This window comes from Porphyromonas endodontalis, assembly GCF_052173515.1.
GTDB lineage: Bacteria > Bacteroidota > Bacteroidia > Bacteroidales > Porphyromonadaceae > Porphyromonas > Porphyromonas endodontalis_A.
This window is the reverse complement of sequence record NZ_JBQMYL010000002.1, coordinates 198,657-219,350: the sequence shown is the minus strand read 5'-3', so window position 1 is coordinate 219,350 and position 20,694 is coordinate 198,657. Positions and strand designations below refer to the sequence as shown.

Annotated in this window: 15 protein-coding genes and 1 pseudogene; 10 read left to right on the top strand and 6 right to left on the bottom strand. The window is 46.5% G+C overall.

Annotated elements, in window-relative coordinates; translation table 11 throughout:
* Window positions 1–152: 152 nt before the first annotated feature.
* The 3 genes from ACTTHR_RS01945 to ACTTHR_RS01935 all read right to left on the bottom strand — a co-directional run bounded on the left by ACTTHR_RS01945 (window position 153) and on the right by ACTTHR_RS01935 (window position 5,158).
* On the bottom strand, window positions 153–1,763 hold the full coding sequence (locus ACTTHR_RS01945) for a ComEC/Rec2 family competence protein (protein WP_442604989.1): 1,611 nt from the start codon (window positions 1,761–1,763) through the stop codon (window positions 153–155).
* Complete coding sequence (rpe, locus tag ACTTHR_RS01940) at window positions 1,754–2,410, bottom strand: ribulose-phosphate 3-epimerase (RefSeq protein WP_276774107.1); 657 nt, start codon at window positions 2,408–2,410, stop codon at window positions 1,754–1,756. Before rpe ends, ACTTHR_RS01945 begins: the two co-directional genes overlap by 10 nt.
* A gap of 183 nt (window positions 2,411–2,593) precedes the next feature.
* Complete coding sequence (locus ACTTHR_RS01935) at window positions 2,594–5,158, bottom strand: leucine-rich repeat domain-containing protein (RefSeq protein WP_442604988.1); 2,565 nt, start codon at window positions 5,156–5,158, stop codon at window positions 2,594–2,596.
* A gap of 525 nt (window positions 5,159–5,683) precedes the next feature.
* Between ACTTHR_RS01935 and dnaK the strand changes: the two genes are divergently transcribed.
* Both dnaK and ACTTHR_RS01925 read left to right on the top strand, forming a co-directional pair.
* Window positions 5,684–7,594: a molecular chaperone DnaK gene (gene dnaK, locus ACTTHR_RS01930; RefSeq protein ID WP_311552151.1), complete on the top strand. Its 1,911-nt coding sequence runs from the start codon at window positions 5,684–5,686 to the stop codon at window positions 7,592–7,594.
* 222 nt (window positions 7,595–7,816) lie between these two features.
* Window positions 7,817–8,191, top strand: a complete 375-nt coding sequence (locus tag ACTTHR_RS01925) for a hypothetical protein (RefSeq protein ID WP_442604987.1) — start codon at window positions 7,817–7,819, stop codon at window positions 8,189–8,191.
* Between the two features lie 16 nt (window positions 8,192–8,207).
* On the opposite strand, the pseudogene ACTTHR_RS01920 reads toward ACTTHR_RS01925, so the two are convergent.
* Window positions 8,208–8,468: pseudogene (locus ACTTHR_RS01920) on the bottom strand (cell filamentation protein Fic); the annotation flags it as partial.
* Window positions 8,469–8,635: 167 nt separating this feature from the next.
* On the opposite strand from ACTTHR_RS01920, the gene ACTTHR_RS01915 reads away from it, so the two are divergent.
* From ACTTHR_RS01915 to ACTTHR_RS01880, 8 genes are all read left to right on the top strand, one after another.
* Window positions 8,636–10,933 carry a hypothetical protein gene (locus ACTTHR_RS01915; RefSeq protein WP_442604986.1) on the top strand — a complete coding sequence of 766 codons (2,298 nt, stop codon included), beginning with the start codon at window positions 8,636–8,638 and terminating at the stop codon, window positions 10,931–10,933.
* A 210-nt stretch (window positions 10,934–11,143) separates the two neighbouring features.
* Window positions 11,144–11,608, top strand: a complete 465-nt coding sequence (locus tag ACTTHR_RS01910; protein ID WP_442604985.1) for a DUF1648 domain-containing protein — start codon at window positions 11,144–11,146, stop codon at window positions 11,606–11,608.
* Window positions 11,609–11,635: 27 nt separating this feature from the next.
* Window positions 11,636–13,894: a TonB-dependent receptor gene (locus ACTTHR_RS01905; protein WP_442604984.1), complete on the top strand. Its 2,259-nt coding sequence runs from the start codon at window positions 11,636–11,638 to the stop codon at window positions 13,892–13,894.
* Window positions 13,895–14,429: 535 nt separating this feature from the next.
* Window positions 14,430–15,992: a lipopolysaccharide biosynthesis protein gene (locus ACTTHR_RS01900; protein ID WP_442604983.1), complete on the top strand. Its 1,563-nt coding sequence runs from the start codon at window positions 14,430–14,432 to the stop codon at window positions 15,990–15,992.
* Window positions 15,989–16,975, top strand: coding sequence for a glycosyltransferase family 2 protein (locus ACTTHR_RS01895; RefSeq protein ID WP_442604982.1), 987 nt, complete (start codon window positions 15,989–15,991; stop codon window positions 16,973–16,975). Before ACTTHR_RS01900 ends, ACTTHR_RS01895 begins: the two co-directional genes overlap by 4 nt.
* A 6-nt stretch (window positions 16,976–16,981) precedes the next feature.
* Complete coding sequence (locus tag ACTTHR_RS01890; protein ID WP_442604981.1) at window positions 16,982–18,145, top strand: glycosyltransferase; 1,164 nt, start codon at window positions 16,982–16,984, stop codon at window positions 18,143–18,145.
* Between the two features lie 9 nt (window positions 18,146–18,154).
* Window positions 18,155–19,369, top strand: coding sequence for an EpsG family protein (locus ACTTHR_RS01885; RefSeq protein WP_442604980.1), 1,215 nt, complete (start codon window positions 18,155–18,157; stop codon window positions 19,367–19,369).
* Window positions 19,311–19,691: a C-GCAxxG-C-C family (seleno)protein gene (locus ACTTHR_RS01880; protein WP_442604979.1), complete on the top strand. Its 381-nt coding sequence runs from the start codon at window positions 19,311–19,313 to the stop codon at window positions 19,689–19,691. Before ACTTHR_RS01885 ends, ACTTHR_RS01880 begins: the two co-directional genes overlap by 59 nt.
* Before the next feature lie 126 nt (window positions 19,692–19,817).
* Here ACTTHR_RS01880 and ACTTHR_RS01875 read toward each other — a convergent pair whose 3' ends face one another.
* Both ACTTHR_RS01875 and ACTTHR_RS01870 read right to left on the bottom strand, forming a co-directional pair.
* Window positions 19,818–20,264 carry a hypothetical protein gene (locus ACTTHR_RS01875; protein ID WP_442604978.1) on the bottom strand — a complete coding sequence of 149 codons (447 nt, stop codon included), beginning with the start codon at window positions 20,262–20,264 and terminating at the stop codon, window positions 19,818–19,820.
* Window positions 20,251–20,691, bottom strand: coding sequence for a hypothetical protein (locus tag ACTTHR_RS01870; protein WP_147286663.1), 441 nt, complete (start codon window positions 20,689–20,691; stop codon window positions 20,251–20,253). The genes ACTTHR_RS01875 and ACTTHR_RS01870 overlap by 14 nt, the downstream gene beginning before the upstream one ends.
* Between the last annotated feature and the right edge of the window lie 3 nt (window positions 20,692–20,694).

Sequence of the window (20,694 nt, the reverse complement as noted above, 5' to 3'; positions counted from 1 at the left end):
TCAAAATGTGCTATGTAAATTATTTACAGCACCTATTTGTTTTACAAATAAGCAGACTAAATATTCATTTAAGGCAAAGAAAGGGCGACCAGTATAGAAGCTATACTACTGGAAATAAAAGACTTACAACTATATTCAGAAGTAGCCTATTTTTATCCATTCATAGAGTTTTTTGCTTTCCTTTTTGCCTCCTCAAAAGGATCCGTACCGGTGTATCCTGCCGCTAGGCGCACACTCTTATAGCGAGCCACAATGTAGGTAAGGATGCCGTACATCCCCAGCAAAAAGGCGGTAAGACCTAGGGCACCGGCTCCACTCAGCCGCAGAGAGAGGACCCCACCCTCCACCGAGTCGAAAAGCGAGGCTGCCTGATAGAGCCCATTCGTAAGCGCCTCAACCCCCTGAGAAAGAAGAGGAAAGGCAACTCCCAAACTTGCCAGAATGGCGTACAACAGAGCCAGTGGGATAAGCAAAGTTGCCAGCAACATGAGAGGAAGATTGCTCCAAAGGAAAAGCGCAGAGGAGCTCCCAAAGTGATAGAGAACAAGGGGGAGCGTGAGTATCTGTGCCGAAAGGCAAACCGACAACGAGAGGTAAATATAGCGTGCCAGTGGATGCGAAAGCCGCCGAGCATAGAGCGCAAAGAAAGGCTCATAGAGTAGGATGGAGAGGAGAGCTGCGTAACTGAGCTGAAAGCCGACATCAAAAACATACCCCGGATGATAGAGCAATAACAGGATGGCACTAAGGGCCAATGTATTGAGTTTGTTTTGAGGGAGAAGAAGCAAAACGCCCACACTATAGAGCGTATACATGGTAGCGGCTCGCACCGTGGGAGCAGCAAGCCCTGTAAGAAGAGCAAAAAGCCATGCTATCATGATAAGGAAGAGCCCCCGAGCGATACGCCCCCTCCGATGGCGAGTGGGTGGGATAAGGAACGCAAACACACCCACCACCACTACTAGATGAAAGCCACTTACCGAAAGCAAATGCGCAGCTCCTGCGTGACGAAAAGAGGCATCTACCCCACTCGATCCATCTCGCATCCCCAGGCTAATAGTGCGTATCAAATCCGCCTCCTCGGGCGAGAGATGGAGCTGCTCAAAGGTTCGCACGAGGGTTATACGAAGGTCTTCTGCCCACTCTCTTAGGCTGGTACACCGAGAGCGCAGCACCACTCGATAGCTACGAGGATAGAGAGCCGCAGAGGCGCCACGCGCTACAAGATAGTGTTGGTACGATGGGTTTTCGATGGCTCCGAGGGGAGTAGACGACAAAATGCACCCCTCGGTAGGATAGAGATAGAGGGTATCCCCGTAAGAGATAATAGGTGCAGCCTCCGAGGGAGGGAGGTAGACGAGCAGATCCCTCTCCGCCCCTTCATGGAGAGGAGAGACCTCTACACGCCAATAGCCTCGGTCAGTTCGTCGGGGTGTGCCGTGAGCAATAGCACACACATTTTCCCTAGGCGTAGGGGCTCCATCCAAGCGACTATAATCAACCTGCGCAAGGATAAAACCAAGAGCGAATGTAGTGGTACCTAGCGCAATATGCCTTAGTAGAGGGGTAACCCTCCGAAAGGCGAGAGCGGAAAGATAGGTCAGAAGAAAAAGAGAGACAGCCCCTAAGAGAATGAAAACAGGGGAATAAAACGTGGGATAACGATAGCCACACAAAAGCCCTATCACAAGGAGAACCGCTTGCAATAGGGCAGGATGGCGCCTAAAAATAATCCGTTGGGGAATCTCTTCCCTCAGCGGCATAGGGCTTTTAGTCCATCTATCGCTTCAAAGGGATTGGCATGACCAAAAACATAACTCCCGGCAACGAGTGCATCAGCCCCTGCCTCCACAAGGAGCGGTGCCGTGGTAGCGTTTACTCCCCCATCCACCTCAAGGATGGTCTCGAGCCCCCTCTCGTCGATCATGCGACGTAGGCGGCGTGTCTTCTCCAACGTGCGATGGATGAATTTTTGCCCTCCAAAACCGGGATTGACACTCATAAGAAGCACAAGGTCGCACTCCTCAAGTACATCCTCTAGTACTTCCACGGGAGTATGGGGATTGAGGGTAACCCCCGACTTCATCCCTGCGGCACGAATGGCCGTGAGTGAGCGATGAAGATGCGGACTCACCTCGTAGTGAATGTTCATGATATGCGTCCCCACTTTGGCAAGCGGCTCAATGAATTTCAAAGGATCCACAATCATAAGGTGGACATCCAGCGGCTTCCGGCATATCGGACTAATAGCCTCAAGGATAGGGAAACCAAACGAAAGATTAGGAACAAAGACCCCATCCATCACGTCTATATGCAGCCAATCGGCATTACTTTGGTTAATCATCTTCACGGATTCCTCAAGGTGCAAGAAGTCTGCACTCAGTAGCGAAGGGGATACAATGGGGGACATAAATGCTCTCTATTTAGTTACTTATTTTGCTGTTGCTATCGCACCTCTGCAAAGGTATAGATTATAGGGGAGATCGCCCCCATTTACTCAAATAAAACCACCCCACTCCTCGGGGAGAAGTGAGGTGGATAGCGTGGACTGTATAACCCAATACAGCCCTATTTATGGAAACACATTGCCGAGTTAGAAGGCGAGCTTTAGCGTAGATCCATTGATGGAGAGAAGGTAGTTGCCTCGCTCAAGGGAGAGCGTGAGCGTACCATGGGCAATAGTGCCCTGTGCCAACAAAGCGCCCTCTACCGAGTAGAGCGAGTAGGTAGCACCCGTGGGGAGATTGCCCAATTGATACCCCTCTGCTACACGAGCCACGGAAATGGCACTTGCGAAAACATCATCGAGAGCCGTATCCTCTGCGAAGGTGTAGAAGAGGCGACTATTATGCTCAAGCTTGAAGGAGAACTCATTCGGGTTGCTGCTACTTGCGCTCTCTTCTCTTCCATTGAAGCGGAGACCCGACACCTTGTATCCCTGCTTGGGAGTGAGCACAGCCACGAGAGGGCTATTCTTGGCAATAGGCGTTTCAAATGCCACTTCGGTGCCCGAGACAAGGAGCTTGGCAGACCCATTCTCTCTATTGGAGAGGTCGAATACTTTGGCGGTAGCACAGCCGGTGCCATCGCCCTCTACATCCGACTTCCAGGTGAGACCTCCATCCCCTTTTGCCACAGGGAGAAGAGCCTTATCGTACGTAGTAGAGCCGGGATTACCTGCCAACTTTACAACATTATTAGGACCGGCATTTTCTGCTGTTAGAGCCTCGGGGAGCAGCATCAAATAGTCGTTGATCGAGCAAGCATCGAGATTATTCTTACCTAGGTCTAGAGCATACAATTTGGGAGCCTCGGTACCCTCAAAAGCAATTGAGGCGAGGAGGTTGTTATTAAGTAGCACTCGCTGCAGCTCCTTCGTCCCAAGTTTTAGCTCGGTGAGTTTATTGTTCATCAGGTCAATCGAGCGGAGCTTTTTGTTGGCGCTTAGGTCGAGAGAGGAAAGAGTATTGTCGCTAGCGACAAGGATCTCTAGTTGCGGTAACACCTTTGTGTCTAGAGAAGAGAACCCATTGTTATTGATATTGAGAACGGATAGTAGGGGCACCTTATCAAGGTCTAGCGAGGAAATCGTGTTATAACCACAATACAACTCCGAGAGCGCGGGTGTAAACGCAAGGTCCAGCGATGTAAGTTTATTGTCGGTCACGCTCAACTCCTCGAGATTGGGAGCTCTCTTTAGATTGATAGATTCAATCTTATTTTGGGCAAGACGTAGGGTTTTGAGTTTGCTTGCATTCGACTGCAATTTAACCCCTACGAGGTGCGTTTGAGAGGCATCTAAGAGGGTAACATCTCCATAGATACGTACCACGCTACCCAAATCTACCGTAGCACTTACCTGCTGAGCCTCAGAGGAGGTAATGGTATAATCTTTGCGCTCGCCATCGCCCCAGTCGATCTGGATATTGGTATTGGGCGCCCCGCCTATCTGCATCGTCATGTCGAAATCGGTGAGATCCTCATCATCCTCATCCTTACCGATAGACTCCTTAGTAACCGTGAGCTCTAGCAGAAGACTAGGATCTGTGAGCGTAATATTATAGGAGAGAAGCCCTGTATTGGTATTATTGGCAAGACCGGGATAGCCCGCATTCTCCACCTTACAACGCACCGTGGCCTTACCACTTGCATCAAGGATAGAGGGGTCGAACGTAAAGATGCCCTCCTTCTCCGTTACCTTGGTATTGTCTAGAGGCTCTTTGACCCAAGTGCCATCTACTTTTTGGAACCATGTAAATTTGGTTTCTATGGGCGTCTCTGAAATCCCCTTTTGGAATTTGAGATTTTTGAAGTCTACCGTAAGAGCATTTACGCGCTCCATCTTTACATAATGCCAATACATCTTGCCAATCTTGAAGTTATCGAGCTGCATTTCGTTCAGATCGGGCAAGTCGTCCATTCCTATGGCGCATTGGGATATATTGACCAAGGTGAGTTTTTTGAGATCTTTTCCCCCGAGAAGCACTGTGGGATATTCCTTATTGCTTACGCCTCTAATGGTCAGTTGCTTGAGGGTTTCTCTGCATGCACGCACGTCGATAGTGCGTACAGCCACTCCCTGCAAACCAAGGGTCTCTAGCTGGCTACACACACTCAAGTCTAGCGTTTTTATCGCTTTTTGAGAGAAAGGAGCCGGGCTGGCAATAAAGGTTTTTAGCTTAGGATTATTAGGAAGAATTACGTCCGTAACATCTGCTCCGCCAAGGGTAATTTCCTCGATATTGGGACAGTTGGAAAAGTCCAATTCGGGAGTTTCTGTTAGTTTAGTTTCGTCCAGATTCAGGCGAACGAGTGACTTCGATTGCAAACTTTTTACCCCATTCACACATTTGCTCGCAGTAATGCATAGGGTCACAAGTTTGTCGGCTTCTATGGTCAGATCGTAGTCTTCCGCCTTAGGAGTGAGCTCTAGCACACAAGTCTCCAGCTCTTTTCCCTCTTTCTTTTGCTCTAGCGTTAGAGTCTGCCCATTACCTAGAGTAACCTCTGCTTTATCGCCCACATTCGCTAGACGATAGAGCATCTTTAGTTGGGTAGAGCCTCCTTTTACATTAAACTTGAGTTCTTCTTTCTGCGCCGAGGCTTGCCAAGAAAAAGCAAACAATAGCGAGAAAATAATGAGTAAATGTCGTCTCATTTTCTTCCGTTTTTATGTGAATATTCCGTTGCTCCATATCTTTTTTGGGGTGGAGCTCCCCGGTAGATGTCCGACAATGTCGCTCTCCAAAAAATTCTCTACGAACGAGATCAACTTACCCCTACAAAGCTAAGAAAAAAAGAAACAGGGTAGAATTCGACAGATTCTCCGGGTGAAATAAATTCCGAAATCCCCCAGAAATGCTCCCCATAATAGGCTGAAAAATAAAAATATTCTACCCTAAAAACTTTTCCGTTTTGGGCAGCAATTTTTCGTCTCTCGCCTCAGTGGGGAAAATCCGCTAGAAAGGAGCCGTGGTAGAACACTCGCCCGTCCTCTTTCTCTAATCAGAAGACATTTTGTCCCATCTTAGGGCAAACTAAACACGCAACAGGCCAAAAATAAACCGAAATAGAGGGGAGCAAAAAAGGAGTGGCACGGTAGTTGTATGAATGGGGGTGTGCGCTTTCACACAATGTGAGAGCCGACCAAAGAAAGAGAAAACAAAAGAAAAGGATATATACTATGTCTAAGATTATCGGAATTGACCTTGGGACCACTAATTCGTGCGTCTCTGTACTCGAAGGGAACGAACCCGTCGTTATTGCCAACAGCGAAGGCAAGCGCACCACTCCCTCTATCGTTGCTTTTGTAGATGGTGGAGAGCGCAAAGTGGGCGATCCTGCCAAGCGTCAAGCTATCACCAACCCTACCAAAACCATCTATTCGATCAAGCGCTTTATGGGCGAGACTTTTGAGCAAGCCCAAAAAGAAATTGACCGCGTCCCCTTCAAAGTTGTGAAGGGAGACAACAATACTCCTCGTGTGGATATCGATGGCCGCCTCTATACGCCTCAAGAAATCTCGGCTATGATCTTGCAGAAGATGAAGAAAACGGCTGAGGACTATCTCGGGCAAGAAGTGACCGAAGCGGTGATCACCGTACCTGCCTACTTCAACGATGCGCAACGCCAAGCTACCAAAGAAGCCGGGGAAATTGCCGGGCTCAAAGTACGTCGTATCGTAAACGAACCTACAGCAGCATCACTTGCTTACGGGCTTGACAAAGCCAATAAGGATATGAAGATTGCCGTCTTCGACTTGGGTGGGGGTACGTTCGATATTTCTATCCTCGAACTAGGCGATGGAGTATTTGAAGTGAAGTCTACCAACGGTGATACACACCTCGGTGGAGACGACTTCGACCACGTTATCATCGACTGGCTTGCAGAAGAGTTTAAGGCCGACGAAGGTATCGACCTACGTCAAGACCCTATGGCTCTCCAACGCCTCAAAGAAGCCGCCGAAAAAGCCAAGATAGAACTTTCGTCAAGCACCTCTACGGACATCAACCTTCCCTACATCATGCCCGTCAATGGTATCCCCAAGCACCTTGTACGTACCCTCTCTCGTGCTAAGTTCGAACAGCTCAGCGACAAACTGATCCAAGCATGTGAAGCCCCTTGCTTGCAGGCGCTCAAAGATGCCAACCTCAGCCCCTCGCAGATCGACGAAGTAATCCTTGTTGGAGGTTCTACTCGTATCCCGGCTATCCAAGAAAAGGTACAAAAGATCTTCGGTAAGGCTCCTTCTAAGGGGGTTAATCCGGACGAAGTAGTAGCCGTAGGTGCTGCCATCCAAGGAGGTGTGCTCACCGGAGAAGTAAAAGATGTATTGCTCCTCGACGTTACTCCCCTCTCTTTGGGTCTCGAAACCCTAGGTGGTGTAATGACGCATCTTATCGAAGCCAATACAACGATCCCAACCCGCAAGAGCCAGGTTTTCTCCACAGCCGCAGACAATCAGCCCTCTGTAGAGATCCACGTATTGCAGGGCGAACGCTCCATGGCTAAGGACAATAAGAGCATTGGTCGCTTCAATCTCGATGGCATTACGCCTGCTCCTCGTGGGGTACCTCAGATCGAAGTTACCTTCGACATCGACGCAAACGGTATCCTCAACGTATCGGCAGTAGACAAAGCTACGGGCAAGGAACAGAAGATTCGTATCGAAGCCTCCAGCGGTCTTAGCGAAGAAGAAATCAACCGCATGAAGGCAGATGCTCAGGCCAATGCCGATGCCGACCGTCAGAATAAGGAGCGTATCGAAAAGATAAATCAAGCCGATACGATGATCTTCACGACCGAGAAGCAACTAAAAGAGCTAGGAGATAAACTCCCTGCCGACAAGAAAGCTCCGATCGAAGCCGCCCTCGAAGACCTCAAGAAGGCACACAAGGCCGAAGATCTCCCCGCTATCGACAAGGCTATGGAAGCCCTCAACACAGCGTTCCATGCAGCAAGCGAAGAAATGTACCGCGCAACCGGTGGTAACCCCGAAGGGGCACAACCCGGAGCCGACGGAGGCAACCCCTCGCAAGACAATGGAAGCAACGCTCAAGATGTGACCGATGCCGACTTTGAAGAAGTGAAGTAATTTCGCTCTTGGCATCTCACACACGACAAATCGCAGTAAGCCCCCCTCGCTTGCTGCGATTTCTCTTTTCTCTTAAAATAAATACAGCAGTAATCCAGACTTAGTTCCCTAGCCGACTACAATATGAATGATTCCTTTTTTCAAATCCTATCCATTGTTCTCACTCTAATCATTGCCATTCTGGGCTGGAAAATGCATAGAAAGACCGAGGAAATAAAGATAATGAAAGAACAACTATCGGATAAGAAATATAAATCTTACAGGGATATTATATCCATATTCTTCGATACAATAAAAAGTACAAAATCCGGAAAGAAAATTATCTGCAACCTTACAATGGATCAATTCATAGATATCAAGAAAGACATTTTTATGTACGGTTCAGACTCTGTCTTTTTCGCTTTCAACTCATGTCTCACAGGCTTATCCGAAGATATAGGTAATCAAAAAAAATATGTAGACTCTATTTTAGGTTTAATGTTAACGATACGTCAAGACATGTGTGGTAAGAAATCAAAGGTGTCAAAGGAAGATATTCTGATTAACCTCATGCAAAATAAAGCAGAAGTTAAAAAATTTCTTTCCTCTTTAGACTAACAGAGGGGAAAGAATCTAACAATACAACACCCTCTCTATTGAGGACTTCAGCCACTCGCAGGCCCTATCGGGTCCTCAATATGGAGCGGTGAGTGGTGCTCACGAGTTCAATACCTTCTTGCTTCAATCGCCTTTTCAGACATTGCCAGTAATTACCAACTTTTGTATAGTCAGGCTCGTTATTAATAGCACGAACGATGTCCGTTGCAAAAATCCAGCAACAGTTTTCATTCTCGTTCCACACAGTCCTCACTTCACGATTACCGAAGGGGCGGATTCAGCTCTTCATGTATTTCGCATGCAGCAATACTGCAGTTTTATCAACAGTTAGGATAGCTAATCCTATTTTTACTATCTTTGAAGGCGTAAATAAGCTGTATTGACAAAATCCACTGCGAGGATTTCGATGCAATACTGCGCAAATGTACTTTTATAAATAGTGTTATGAAGAAATCATTTTTGCCCATCTTTTGGGGAGTATTAGTGCTTATTACTTCCCTGAAGGCTAATGCCCAAAATGTAATTGTAAGCGAAGACTTTGCCAAATTCACAGAAGGCTCTATCGAAAATCCTTCCCCAAAAGATGTTGCAGATGAGTACACAACCTATATACCGGCTGAGCTAATGCAAAAAGAGGGGTGGACAGGAGCAGCAATCCATCAAGCCGGAGGCTGCTGTTTTGTCTCCAACTACACCTCTGAATGGGATATTGAGGACGGCTATCTCAACACTCCTCTAGGAGATTATAGTGGCAAGATCACAATAAAATTCCGTGCCAGAAGCCAAAAGAAATACGACACCCCGGCACATATCTATGTCAATGTAGCATTTCGCTCTGAGACCCTCGGGGGGAACAATTTTGAGTTATCAGACGAATGGAAGACCTATACCACCACCCTCAATATTGAGGCCAACGACAAATCGCAACAAGCCATTGTTCAATTCTCGGCAACGGAAGAGATCAAGTTTTTTATCGATGATATTGAGATCTCGAGGCAAAAAGCGCTCATCCCCTACCCCAAAGTGGATGGGTATGAAGGTCTAAAGGCTAATGGATTTACAGCCAAGTGGCTTCCCTTAGAAGGGATAGACACCTACCTTGTAAGCGTATATTCGAAGGCAGAATACCAAGAAAAAGACTCCATTGCAGAGTATTTTGACCATCTGAATTTAGATAGTGACAACAAACCCGTTTCTAACGATTTTGGCAGGTTTTCTACTTCTCTATCTAGTGAGCATCCCGTTTATATAGGCTCCGAAAACTCGAGGTCGGGCAATCAGGCATTACACTTTATAAATGGAGATTGGCTCGAACTAAAAGCCTCAAATAAGCCTCTAGTACATGCTAGCTTTTGGGCAAAATCTCCTAGTAACAGTCTCAAAGGAAGTATTATAGTAGAGCAATACCTGGGTACGGAATGGATGGAAGTAGTCGAAATTGACAGTAAGGGGATGCCCGAGTTTAAGTTTGTAGACTTAACCAAACACCTCAATTTCAATGCTACTGCTATACGAATCTCCTACAAAGGCGAGGGGGAAATGTACTTTGACGACCTCAAAGTTTACTATGAGCCAGACCATCAATATGCCAAAAATTATCAAGACAGAGAAGTAAAAAATAGTATTCAAATAGAGGTCGAAGGGCTTGATCCCGAGACAGATTACTTCTTCTCTGTCAAATCGAAAAAAGAGCAAGAAATTTCACTCCCCTCCGAAGAAGTTTTTGTGTACGGCTTAATACCCCCCACTTCTCTAGAGGCAACAGATATAGATACAGATCGATTTACAGCTCAATGGGGAGCCACACCTAAGGCACAAGGGTACGTACTCGAGAACTACAATCTCATAAAAGCGACAGAAGCTACGGAGTATGTGATTTACGACGAGAAGTTCGACAAAGTAAAGGTGGGAGAGACAAATCCCGAAAAGGCAAAAGCCGGCAAACAGGAGAATTCATATCTCGATGAATATACTCAATACCCGGGCTGGATGGGTGCAAACCTCATCATGGCAGATGGAATGATGGGGACAAAAGGATTTTCTGCAGCTATTACTACCCCCAATATTATACTACAACCTAGGGGGAATAGTCGAAAGGTAAAAGTAAACCTCACGGTTTGGGCAGAGAAGGGAACCGATCTCGCAATTCAAGTGAACGGGAAAAGACCCGAAGAGCTGGCTCCTATTCACTTCGATGAAACAGGATTTTTAGAAAGAGAAGTTACTTTCAATTACTCCGACAAAGCGGATATGCATCTGAGTTTCTTGTCGTGGTCGGGAGAACCATTCCTCTTAGATGCCGTAAAAGTAAGTGTAGCATTAGAGACCAATGACTCCATCTCCTTTATCAACAACCGCATAAACATCAAAAACAAACAGACAACATATCCCATACAGGGCCTAATTAACGAGAAGAATCACACCTACTTCTATCATGTTAGAGCCTTCCGGATTATTGGAAAGAATGTAATATTCTCAGAATTCTCTAGCGACACAAATGTAACTCTCAAGGAAAAAGAAACATCCCTGATAACGAATAGAGACTCTCAAGAGGATATTATATTTTCTGATGGACTTCTCATTTCCTCAAAAGATCAGCCTATAAGCATCTACAATATAGAAGGGAAACTTATACTCAAGCAATATCTACACATAGGAGAGTCGCTCTCACTCAGAGAATATTCTCAAGATTTACTAATCATACAAACTCAGCAGAAGGTCTATAAGATTACACTCCTATAGAAATGCTGTGAAAAAGTGAAGTAAGTCCGCTTGACATCTCTCTCACGACAAATCGCAGTAAGCATCCCTCGCTTGCTGCGATTTCCCTTTTTTCAGGCTCTCCTCTCCCTAAATGTTTTTGATATTTATAGTATATTTGCGCTGCAACTCAATTAAGAGATGAGCAGGAGGACTGCAAAATCAGCAAACTGAATAGAACGTTATTTTGGCATGAGAGCTTGGAATAAAACCGATTCCTCCATCCTAGTAATCCTCCTTTTAGCTGCCGTTGCCCTCGGCTGGTACTACCCCTCTATCCCCACAGAGGTGCCCAGCCACTACGGTTTGGATGGGAAAGTGGATGCCTTCTCTCCCAAAGTATTTCTGTGGGAGATTTATGGTATTCTCGTCTCACTCCAACTTATACTCTACTTTGTGGGTAAAACAAATCCTCGATTTTACAATTACCCATTCAAGATTCAAGAAGAGAATCGCGAGCGAGTCCTCCGAGCAACCTTCCGCCTTCTCAACGAGCTAAGGATATTCATTTTACTCCTCTTCTTATTGATTATTGGGTTTTCTCTATTTTCGATGGAGAGGATACCAATCTGGTTCCTTTTAGTGACAGTCCTCGTGCCAATCCTCCTCACCATAAAGGGGATCATCCTCATCTACAAAGCAAACAAACCGAATTAGGACATACCCTCTAACTATATTCGACCTATGACAACTGCAGGGAATTTTAAGCGAATCATTCTCCTAACTCTCCTTTTTCTGTTGGAGAGCTCTGCTCTTTTCGGGCAAATCAATTTGCATCTTGACATAAAAACCTGGGATCATCACCCACTAGAGAGCGGCGAGTTACTTGTACAAGAAGGCGATTCTGTGGTACACTTTTCGATAATCAAGGCACAAACGACCGACCTCATACTCCCCAAAGCCGGACTTTATAGCGTTCAACTAGCAAGCTCTAGCTACGAAACATTCGAAGTGGAGCGGTTCTTCTCTACAGACAGCACCCTCAACATCTTTTTGGACAAACCTGCGGTAGCATTGGGAGAGGTGGTAGTTACGGGGAAAGTAAGTCCCAAAGTAACTGCCACAGGAGAGATATTCAAACTATCGAAAAAGGCAAAAGCATCGGGAGATCCTTTTAGAGCTCTCTCAGAAATACCCTTACTACAAGTTGACATCAGCTCTCAGAGTGTCAAGATGCGCACCGGCGAGTCCCCTCTAATATTGGTAGACGGTCATCTTGTAAACTCTGGGATACAACCGATACATCCCGAGAATATCGAATCCGTAGAGGTCTCCGAAGTGGTAAGTGCTCGTTACCTGCAGATGGGTGTTACCAAAATTGTAAACATTCGTCTCCGCAAGGATATTCCTTTTTACTCGTATGTAGATCTTCGCACAAGGCACGACATTCCTCCGAGAGAGGGCTTCGCAGGAGCCAACTTTGAACTTGGAAAGAAGACCTTTGCTGTAGCAGGAGGGGCTTTTGTAGACTACCTTACCAACGATCGTATTCGCTACGTAAGTAAAGAGCAGATGGGGCAAGAAGAGAAAAGCCTATCGGGTATCTCAAATGCAAAATCAAGGGGAATAGATGGGCATTTATTGCTCAAATGGGTCCCCTCTCCTTCTGATTATTTCTCAGCACTCATCAAGGCCAAAACATCAAGAAAGCGCACAGAGGGGAAGCAAGAGGGTACATATACAGCATTGGGAAAAGCTTCTTCTCTCAAAACTACAGACAACAATAGTGTATTGGATGGGGGAATGCTAGCTTCTCTTTTCCACGAGCATACATTTCAGAACCAGAGTACACTCTCCACATTTTTCAATTACAACTATGGATTCTATGACCAATATCAAAACTATCAAGAGAGCTACGACAAAGACCAAGCCTCCTACCTTGTAGACCTTGCAACGCTGCGCAATCAGTACGCTCTCTCTATCGACTATGAGTCGGGAGAGCAATCATTTGGATCCTTGGCTATTGGGAATAACCTAGAATACACCCAAGACAAGGTAACAAACCAAGGCATATCGCCCGCTCTAACAGCCCACGTAGGGCTTTGGAGCAACTACACTCACGCAACCTATAGCAATCAGTGGGGGAAATTATACTACATGGCCTCTCTCGGGCTACAAGGCTTAGCTGTGAAGGCAGCTGATAAGAATCACTCCTATTGGAGACCACGTGCTGCTGTAAGTCTAACCCTTAAATTGCCACACTATCAATCACTACGAGGGAGTTACTACCTCACCAACGTCCTTCCCCAAAGCCGCAATCTTATCTCCTTTAATCTATCGACCAATCCCTGGTTTAAGGAGGAGGGGAACCCGTTCCTTGTACCGATGCAAATTCATCAGTTCAATTTAGGATATGATTGCACTTTTGAGGATTTTCGTATTTGGCTCTTTGGCGATCACAATCGCTATAACAAAATGATAGAGCCCTATGTACGCCAAGAAGGACAATATCAAATAAAATCGTATCGCAACAACGGCACCTATACAAGTACAGAAGGAGGAATAGGAGCTAACTACTCGGGTGAAAACTTCCAAATTTCCGCTACAACCTACTACACATCAGAGGTCTTTAATGGACAATCTCCCAAAGGTTCGTTTGGAGTAAAAGGGTATTTTCGTTGGGATTTTGGCGACTTCTTCATCTATTCTTCTCTATCATGGCGCAATCGCAACTACACAGCCATCAGCCAAACCATCTATAAAAATCCGCTAGAAGCCCATATACAAATTGCTTGGCAGGCGACCAATCGGCTCTATCTATCCCTCGGACTTCCCTACTTTTGGGGCACGAAAAGTGACATAACCGACATAAAGCAGGGCTCTTATACCAGCCACCAACAGACATTCTACGAAAGTGCAAGTTTACGCCCTTGGCTTCTAATTTCTTGGACATTCCGTAAGAATCCCAAGCTTGCGATCCCTAGAAAAATTCCCGATATGTAACCTCAAAAAACATCCGAAACCGCAGGTATGCTCCCCCTATATTTACCATATTGAGTCAAAGGGGGAGGTCTCATGTTGGCGAGGCATGAGGTCGGGGCCTTCTCTCCTGAGGGCTAAATATGGAGAGAAGTTAGGGAGAAAACAAGGGACCTTCTACCACAAAATCATTTTTCTTTACAGCGAAAGCTTATGAGCTTTCGCTAGATTGGTAGTGAGCAATTACCAAGTTACTCATTACTAATCGGCGTATTCGTAATGAGCTTTCGTCTAATTCTTAATACACTTTTCCGAAAATCTTAATACACTTTTCCGAAAATCTTAATACACTTTTGTGAGATTCTTAATACACTTCTGTTAGATTGGTAATTAGCTTTCGACGGATTCGTAATTGGTAATCATCGAATTACTCATAAGCTTTACAATAGAAAAATGCGTTGTGCTCGCCGAGGGCGAATGCCGCACTTTCCTTGCCAACACCACACAATAGAGTATCTTTGCGGTACGTTTAAGCTAGAAAGGAATCTTCGATCACCTCGTGTCTGCCACCGATAGAGCCTCCAATAGTCTGCGCAATGCCCGCTATGCCACTTTGTTTTACATGGTTGGGCTTATTGCCGCCTTCTTCTTTCGTCGCTATTTTATTCAGGTACTGGGGGATGAACTTCTCGGGTTAAACTCTACCTTGGTGAGCATCTTAGGCTTCCTCAATATCGCAGAACTGGGATTATCTTCGGCGATAGCCTTTGCTCTCTACCAGCCCCTGGCTCAAAACGATCGGCAACAAGTCAGCGAGATTATATCCATACAAGCGTGGTTTTACCGCTGGGTCGCTCGCATTGTACTCGTTGCATCGGGCATCTTACTCCTCTTCTTCCCCCTTATTTTTGAGGATAAAGGCATCCCTCTTTGGTATGCCTACGCCACGTATGTAGTCCTGCTTTTCAACGCGCTGTGGGGATATTTTTTCAATTTCCGGCAGATTATCTTCTCTAGCGACCAGCAGGAGTATAAAATGACGCTTGCCATACAGCTGCCCAGAGTACTCAAACAGGTATTGCAAATCTTAGCGATTCTCTATCTCCCAGCTCCCTACATATGGTGGCTCGGCATCGAGTTCCTATTTGGTGTAGTGGGGGCTCTTTTTATTGAATGGCTCATCCATAAGGATTACCCCTGGCTCAAGGCGAACGCCAAACAGGGGAATCGTGTTCGGCGTAATTACCCCGAAATCATACGCCGTACGAAGCAACTTTTCTATCACAAAATAGCCACCTTTGTACTGCAGCAGAGCACCCCTATCATAATATTTGCCGTATTTGCGAGTGCCCAAGGGCTTGCCGTCGTTACGATTTATCAGAACTATCTCGTTATCTACGCAGGGATTAGCGGGGTAATTTACGCTATATTCAATGGACTTACGGCCAGTGTTGGGAACCTCATCACAGAGGGCGACAACAATCGCGTAGAGGTCGTTTTCCGCAAACTTTATGCCCTCCGTCTCTGGATGGCTCTCGTAATTGCAGGGGGGATGCTGTGGTATTCTGAAGGATTCATGGAGCTATGGATTGGTGGGGGACGTAGCTTTCAGCAGATTGATTTGCTGCTCTTTGTGCTTTATATGCTGCTGCAACTCTCTCGCCTTCCCGATCAATTCATATACGCCTATGGTATGTATCAGGATATTTACGCCCCTATGATTGAAGCCATTCTCAATCTTGGGCTATCTATCCTCCTCGGCTCCATGTGGGGAATTACAGGTATTCTACTCGGCATCAACATAAGCCTTATTGTCGTGATTTACGGCTGGAAACCCTACTTCCTCTACTCCCGAGCCTTCAAAAAGTCGGTCTGGGGGTATCACCTACGCCAAGGAGCGGAGCTTCTTCTCGTAGTGGGCGCAGGGTGGGCTCTCTCCTATTTCTTGCCGAGTCTCACCTCCTTTGCGTCTACTCCCTCTTGGCTCGGATGGCTCAAGACGGCACTCTCGGGCACTTGCCTATTTGCCCTCATCTCCAGCATCCTGCTCTATCTTTTACATCCCGACTTTAGGCAAGGGTTCTCTATGCTCATCTCTAAAATACGTCGCAAACACACATGACCCCCTCGGTATCCGTACTCATCCCCGTCTACAACGTAGAGGCGTTTATAGAAAAGTGTCTCCGCTCAGTTCTCCGACAGGACTACCCCAATATGGAGGTTATTTTGGTCAATGACTGCTCTACTGATCGCAGCATCGCCCTAGCAGAAGAGGTTATTACACATGAGAACCCTCAGCGACATAAAATACAGATCGCACACCACGAGCAGAATAGAGGCATCGCTGCAACGCGCGCCACTGCTCTCAGTCTAGCAACGGGAGAATACCTGCTTTTTCTTGATAGTGACGACTATTGGGATAATGATTCGGTAGTAAGCCATTGGGTAGCCACAGCCCTACAAACGGATAGCCCCATAGTAATTAGTGATTACGTTGTAGACTACCACAAACAAAAAATACATCAATCAGTTTTAGAAATAAAGACTGGGCGAGAATACATACAAGCGATACTATCGGGGAGGCAACCCGCCTTCCTTTGGAATAAACTCATCCGCCGCAAGGAATGGGAAGAGTGGAATGGAGGTTTTGTAGAAGGGTTGGCACTTCTCGAAGATTATCGTGCCCTTATCCCCTTTCTTTACCATGTAGATAGGATAGGTTACCTGCATACCCCCACCGTGCATTACGTGCAGCAGCATCTAAATTCTCTCATCCATAAAATAAACATGAAGCAAAAGAGGGATTTGGAGGCTGTGCTCGAATATCTATCCCACTACCTACTGGTGGAGCAGAAGGAGGAGGATTTTGCCCCCTATATAGGTAGAGCCTACATCAATATTAAGATGATGCTATTCAACCGAATACAGGTGCGTGACTACCCCATAGTACGTAGCATCCACCCTGAGTATGACCGCCTCCTCTCTAGCCTTCCGCAGAGTACTCTAAATAAATGTATCTACAAACTCCAAAGCACCAGCCCCTGGGGACGCCTCGGGTGGCTCCTACTAAAGGTGCGCGAAGGAGTGAAAAAAGTTATCCGATAGTAGAATATGCCTACACCTCTAGCCATTGTTGTTAGCTCTATTGTAGACAAAGGTCCTCTCAAAGTGGTGGCAGCTCTAGTGCATTACCTGCCTAGAGACGTATACCGCCCCCTCATAGTCGAACTCCAATCCCCTACAAAAAAGGGGGATGAATTGCGCCAAAAATTTGTATCGTGGGGGTGCAAAGTTGTCTCCCTCTACGCGAGTCTTTGGCGTCTCGAATTGGGTACCTTCCGAGTGGCAAAGGAGCTACAAGATCTCCTCGACAAAGAGCAAATTCGCTTGGTTCATAGCCATACTTACCACCCCGATTTGGTGGTAGCACGGCTTCCCGAGAGGTTCATAAAGCTAAGTACTCTGCACAATCGTGCCCAAGAAGACTTCTCTTCTAACAAGGGTGCTCTAGTCGGAGGGTATATGTGGCGTAGGCTAAAGCGTGCCCTCATTCACTTCGATCATCTTATAGGGATCTCCAACGCTACTACCGACTATTACAACGAAAATCTTTCCCTCCCGAGGCTGGCAACAAGCATAGCCAACGGCATTGACCTAGAGGGCAGAGAGTTAGCAAAGTGCGAAGACAAGGCATCCCTTCGCAAAGAATTGGCTCTACCGGTAGACCCGGAAGCCCCTTTAATCCTCGCCATTGGGCTACAATCCCCCCTCAAAAACCATGGGCTACTACTACGTGCACTAGCCCAACTTGCCTCAAAAGAAGAGTACTGGCAAAAAGCCTCTGTCCTATTTTTGGGAGAAGGGGAGGAGCAAAAAGACTACCAAACGCTGGCACAATCGCTCGGTATTAACGCTATCTTTTGGGGTAATGTGCCAGACGTTGTCCCCTATATGCAGGCTGCAACCGTTTACGTGTCGGCCTCTCAATCTGAGGGATTCGGGCTTACCGTGGTAGAAGCCGTACTGGCTCAATGCCCGATGGCACTCTCGGATATTGCCTCTTTTCGTGAGTTTGCTCGTACTTTCCCGGCTCTCGAAAAAACACTCTTCCCCCCTAACAGCGTCGAGCGGTGCGCCCAAAGTATCGCCTGCGCCGCAAAAATACAGTACACCGAGAGTGACCTGAAACGATTTATCCGCTACTACTCCGCCCCTCGCATGAGCGAAGAGTATCATCTGATCTACCAATCTCTCCTTGCTGAATCAAACTCATAATCCTAGGCTATGCCGCCCTATTCCGCCCTATTCTTTGCCCTATTCTCCCTACTCGCATTCTTCTTGATTTGGACGATTGATAGGGACAAATATGCCTCGCAAATACCCATAGTTGCCCTAGGGGTACTGCTCATCCTTTTCCTAGGGTTGCGCTTTGAGGTAGGGAGAGACTACCCCATCTACAAAGATGCTTTTGAGAATGTTTTTTCCTCTCACTCCCAACATATGTCCAGAATTTGGAAGACTTACAACGAAGTTCTTCGCTTCTTGCATCTCGACTTCTCGGTATGGACCCTGGGCGTGGCAGCACTATTCATTCCCCTCTCTCTCTGGGGATACAAAAAACAGAGCTATCGCTTTGCCATAGCCGCACTTACATTTATACTGGTTTGGAAGCTCTATTTCGAATCCTTCAATACCGTACGCCAATGTATGGCTCAGGCTATCTGCCTCTTCTCGATCCCGCTTTTTAGAGATAGACGCTACCTAGAGACGCTTATCGTACTGCTACTCGCCTACCTCACCCACTCCTCTGCCATAATAATGTTTGTGCTGGTGCCTCTATTCTTTGTCCGCTTCAATAGGGTATTTATGGGCATTCTGTTTGCACTCTCACTCACCCTGCTGCCTATCATTACCAAAGCTATACTGCAATTCTCCATCCCCTATTTGCCATTTGACACCATGTACATTGAGCAAATGTACGACACACAAGAGGGACTGGGGTCGGGCGTCATGTACTACTTCAATACACTGATAGCCTTCTATTTACTATGGAGACAAAAAGATTTACTCGATCGAGATCGCAATCTCCTCCCCTACATCAATACCTTTTTCTTCGCTACTATAATCACAAATACCTTTGTGTTTTTCCAGGTTGCCGATCGCTTTATGTACTTTCCCTTTTTCTTCCTTCCGATACTCATATCCAACCTCTACGAAAAGGGGAACCAATACGATCGCTGGGTGATCATTACTCTACTAGTGGTACAATCGCTCATCACGATGCGTAATATCATGAATACAGACGAAAGTTACTACAACTACAAAATCATTATTCATGATAGGGAAGCTCCCAACGACTTCTGGATAAATCAGGCCAATAATCGAACTTATTCGTTATCTTTGTTTAGAGAAAACGATCAACCAAATGAACCTAAAGGAAATGAAGAAAAACGAAGAGAACAAATCTGCTTTGGACTTTTTCCATGCCAAGCCCAATAACTGGAATTGCGCCCAAACCATTGCTAAAGCCTATCAAGGGATCACTCGGGCAACAGACGACGATATAGAGGCAACTCTCCGCTCAAAGGGCGGTGGAAAAGCCGAAGGAGGCCTATGTGGAGCTCTCTATAGTGCCACACAAATACTCGGAGCGGACTCCCCCGAAGCTAAAGCTCTACTCGAAGAGTTTAAATCGCGCCTCGGAGCCACCCAATGCCACTCCCTAAAGGCTGAGCTACACATCCCCTGCAACGATACCGTAAGCCTAGCGGACGAACTACTCGAGAAGTACCTATCGCAGCAACAAGAGAGACTGCAATAATTCCTTCCACTCCCACTTGATAGAGAGTTTTGGGATTAACATAGGTACTCACATTACCACGGATAGAAATAACCCCCGTCAAGCTAGTTTGATGGGGGTTTTTATTTAGGATATAAGAGGGAAAAGCTATTTGGATTTCTTTTTTCTTCGGAAGGGATTCAACCGAGAGAAGCTTTTTCTCAACACACTGCGCCCTAAAGCAAGAGCCGTAGTCACTAGCATGGGGCGAACAAGGTCGAACAACTCCACTGCAAGGGGAGCGTACCTCATCCATGAAGCAGGCAACATCTTTCCGAGAAGGCTACCAGAGAAAAGATCCACTGTGCTTAGAGTACGAGCCGTTGTATCCTTGCCATGCGTTCCTCTATCTTTGGAGAATACCCTAAAGATCCACTGAGCCAACGAGCCTTGGGGTAGCACATCACGACGGACACTCTCCCAGATGGCATCTTTTCCTTCCGGGCTGCTGATCCAACGCCACTCACTCTGCACGCGAGCACGAGAGACGGAGAGGTCGCGCGCCGCCTCAGCTTGTAGCATCTTGAGTTCTTCGTCTACACTACGCTTCTTCATCGCCATCAAAAGAATCTTCTAAGGGATCTAATTCATCCCAATCTTTCCCCAACTCATCTTCAAAATTGGAGGACTTACAATGATTTGCTGCATCAATAAAAAGAGCTTTTACTCGGTCTCGTATAGGACGGGTAAGGGGCTTATACCACACCTTTACCACTACAATTATACCGATCAACAGCAATAAGGTGAGCAGTACTCCTAGGGTAATGTTACCCCCAAGTAGGTCGCTTATCAGATAGGCAATAAGGAATGCCACAAGTACCATACAGACAGGAACTATGAGCAATATAATAAGTAGAGCTACCAACTTGGCAACGAGCAGCGAAGCCCCCTCGGCACTATCCAATACGGACTTCCGCAAGAGAGCCATTGCGTACACCATCAAGTGGCGAACAAATGAGCGCAAACTAAAAGTCGATTCCATCAA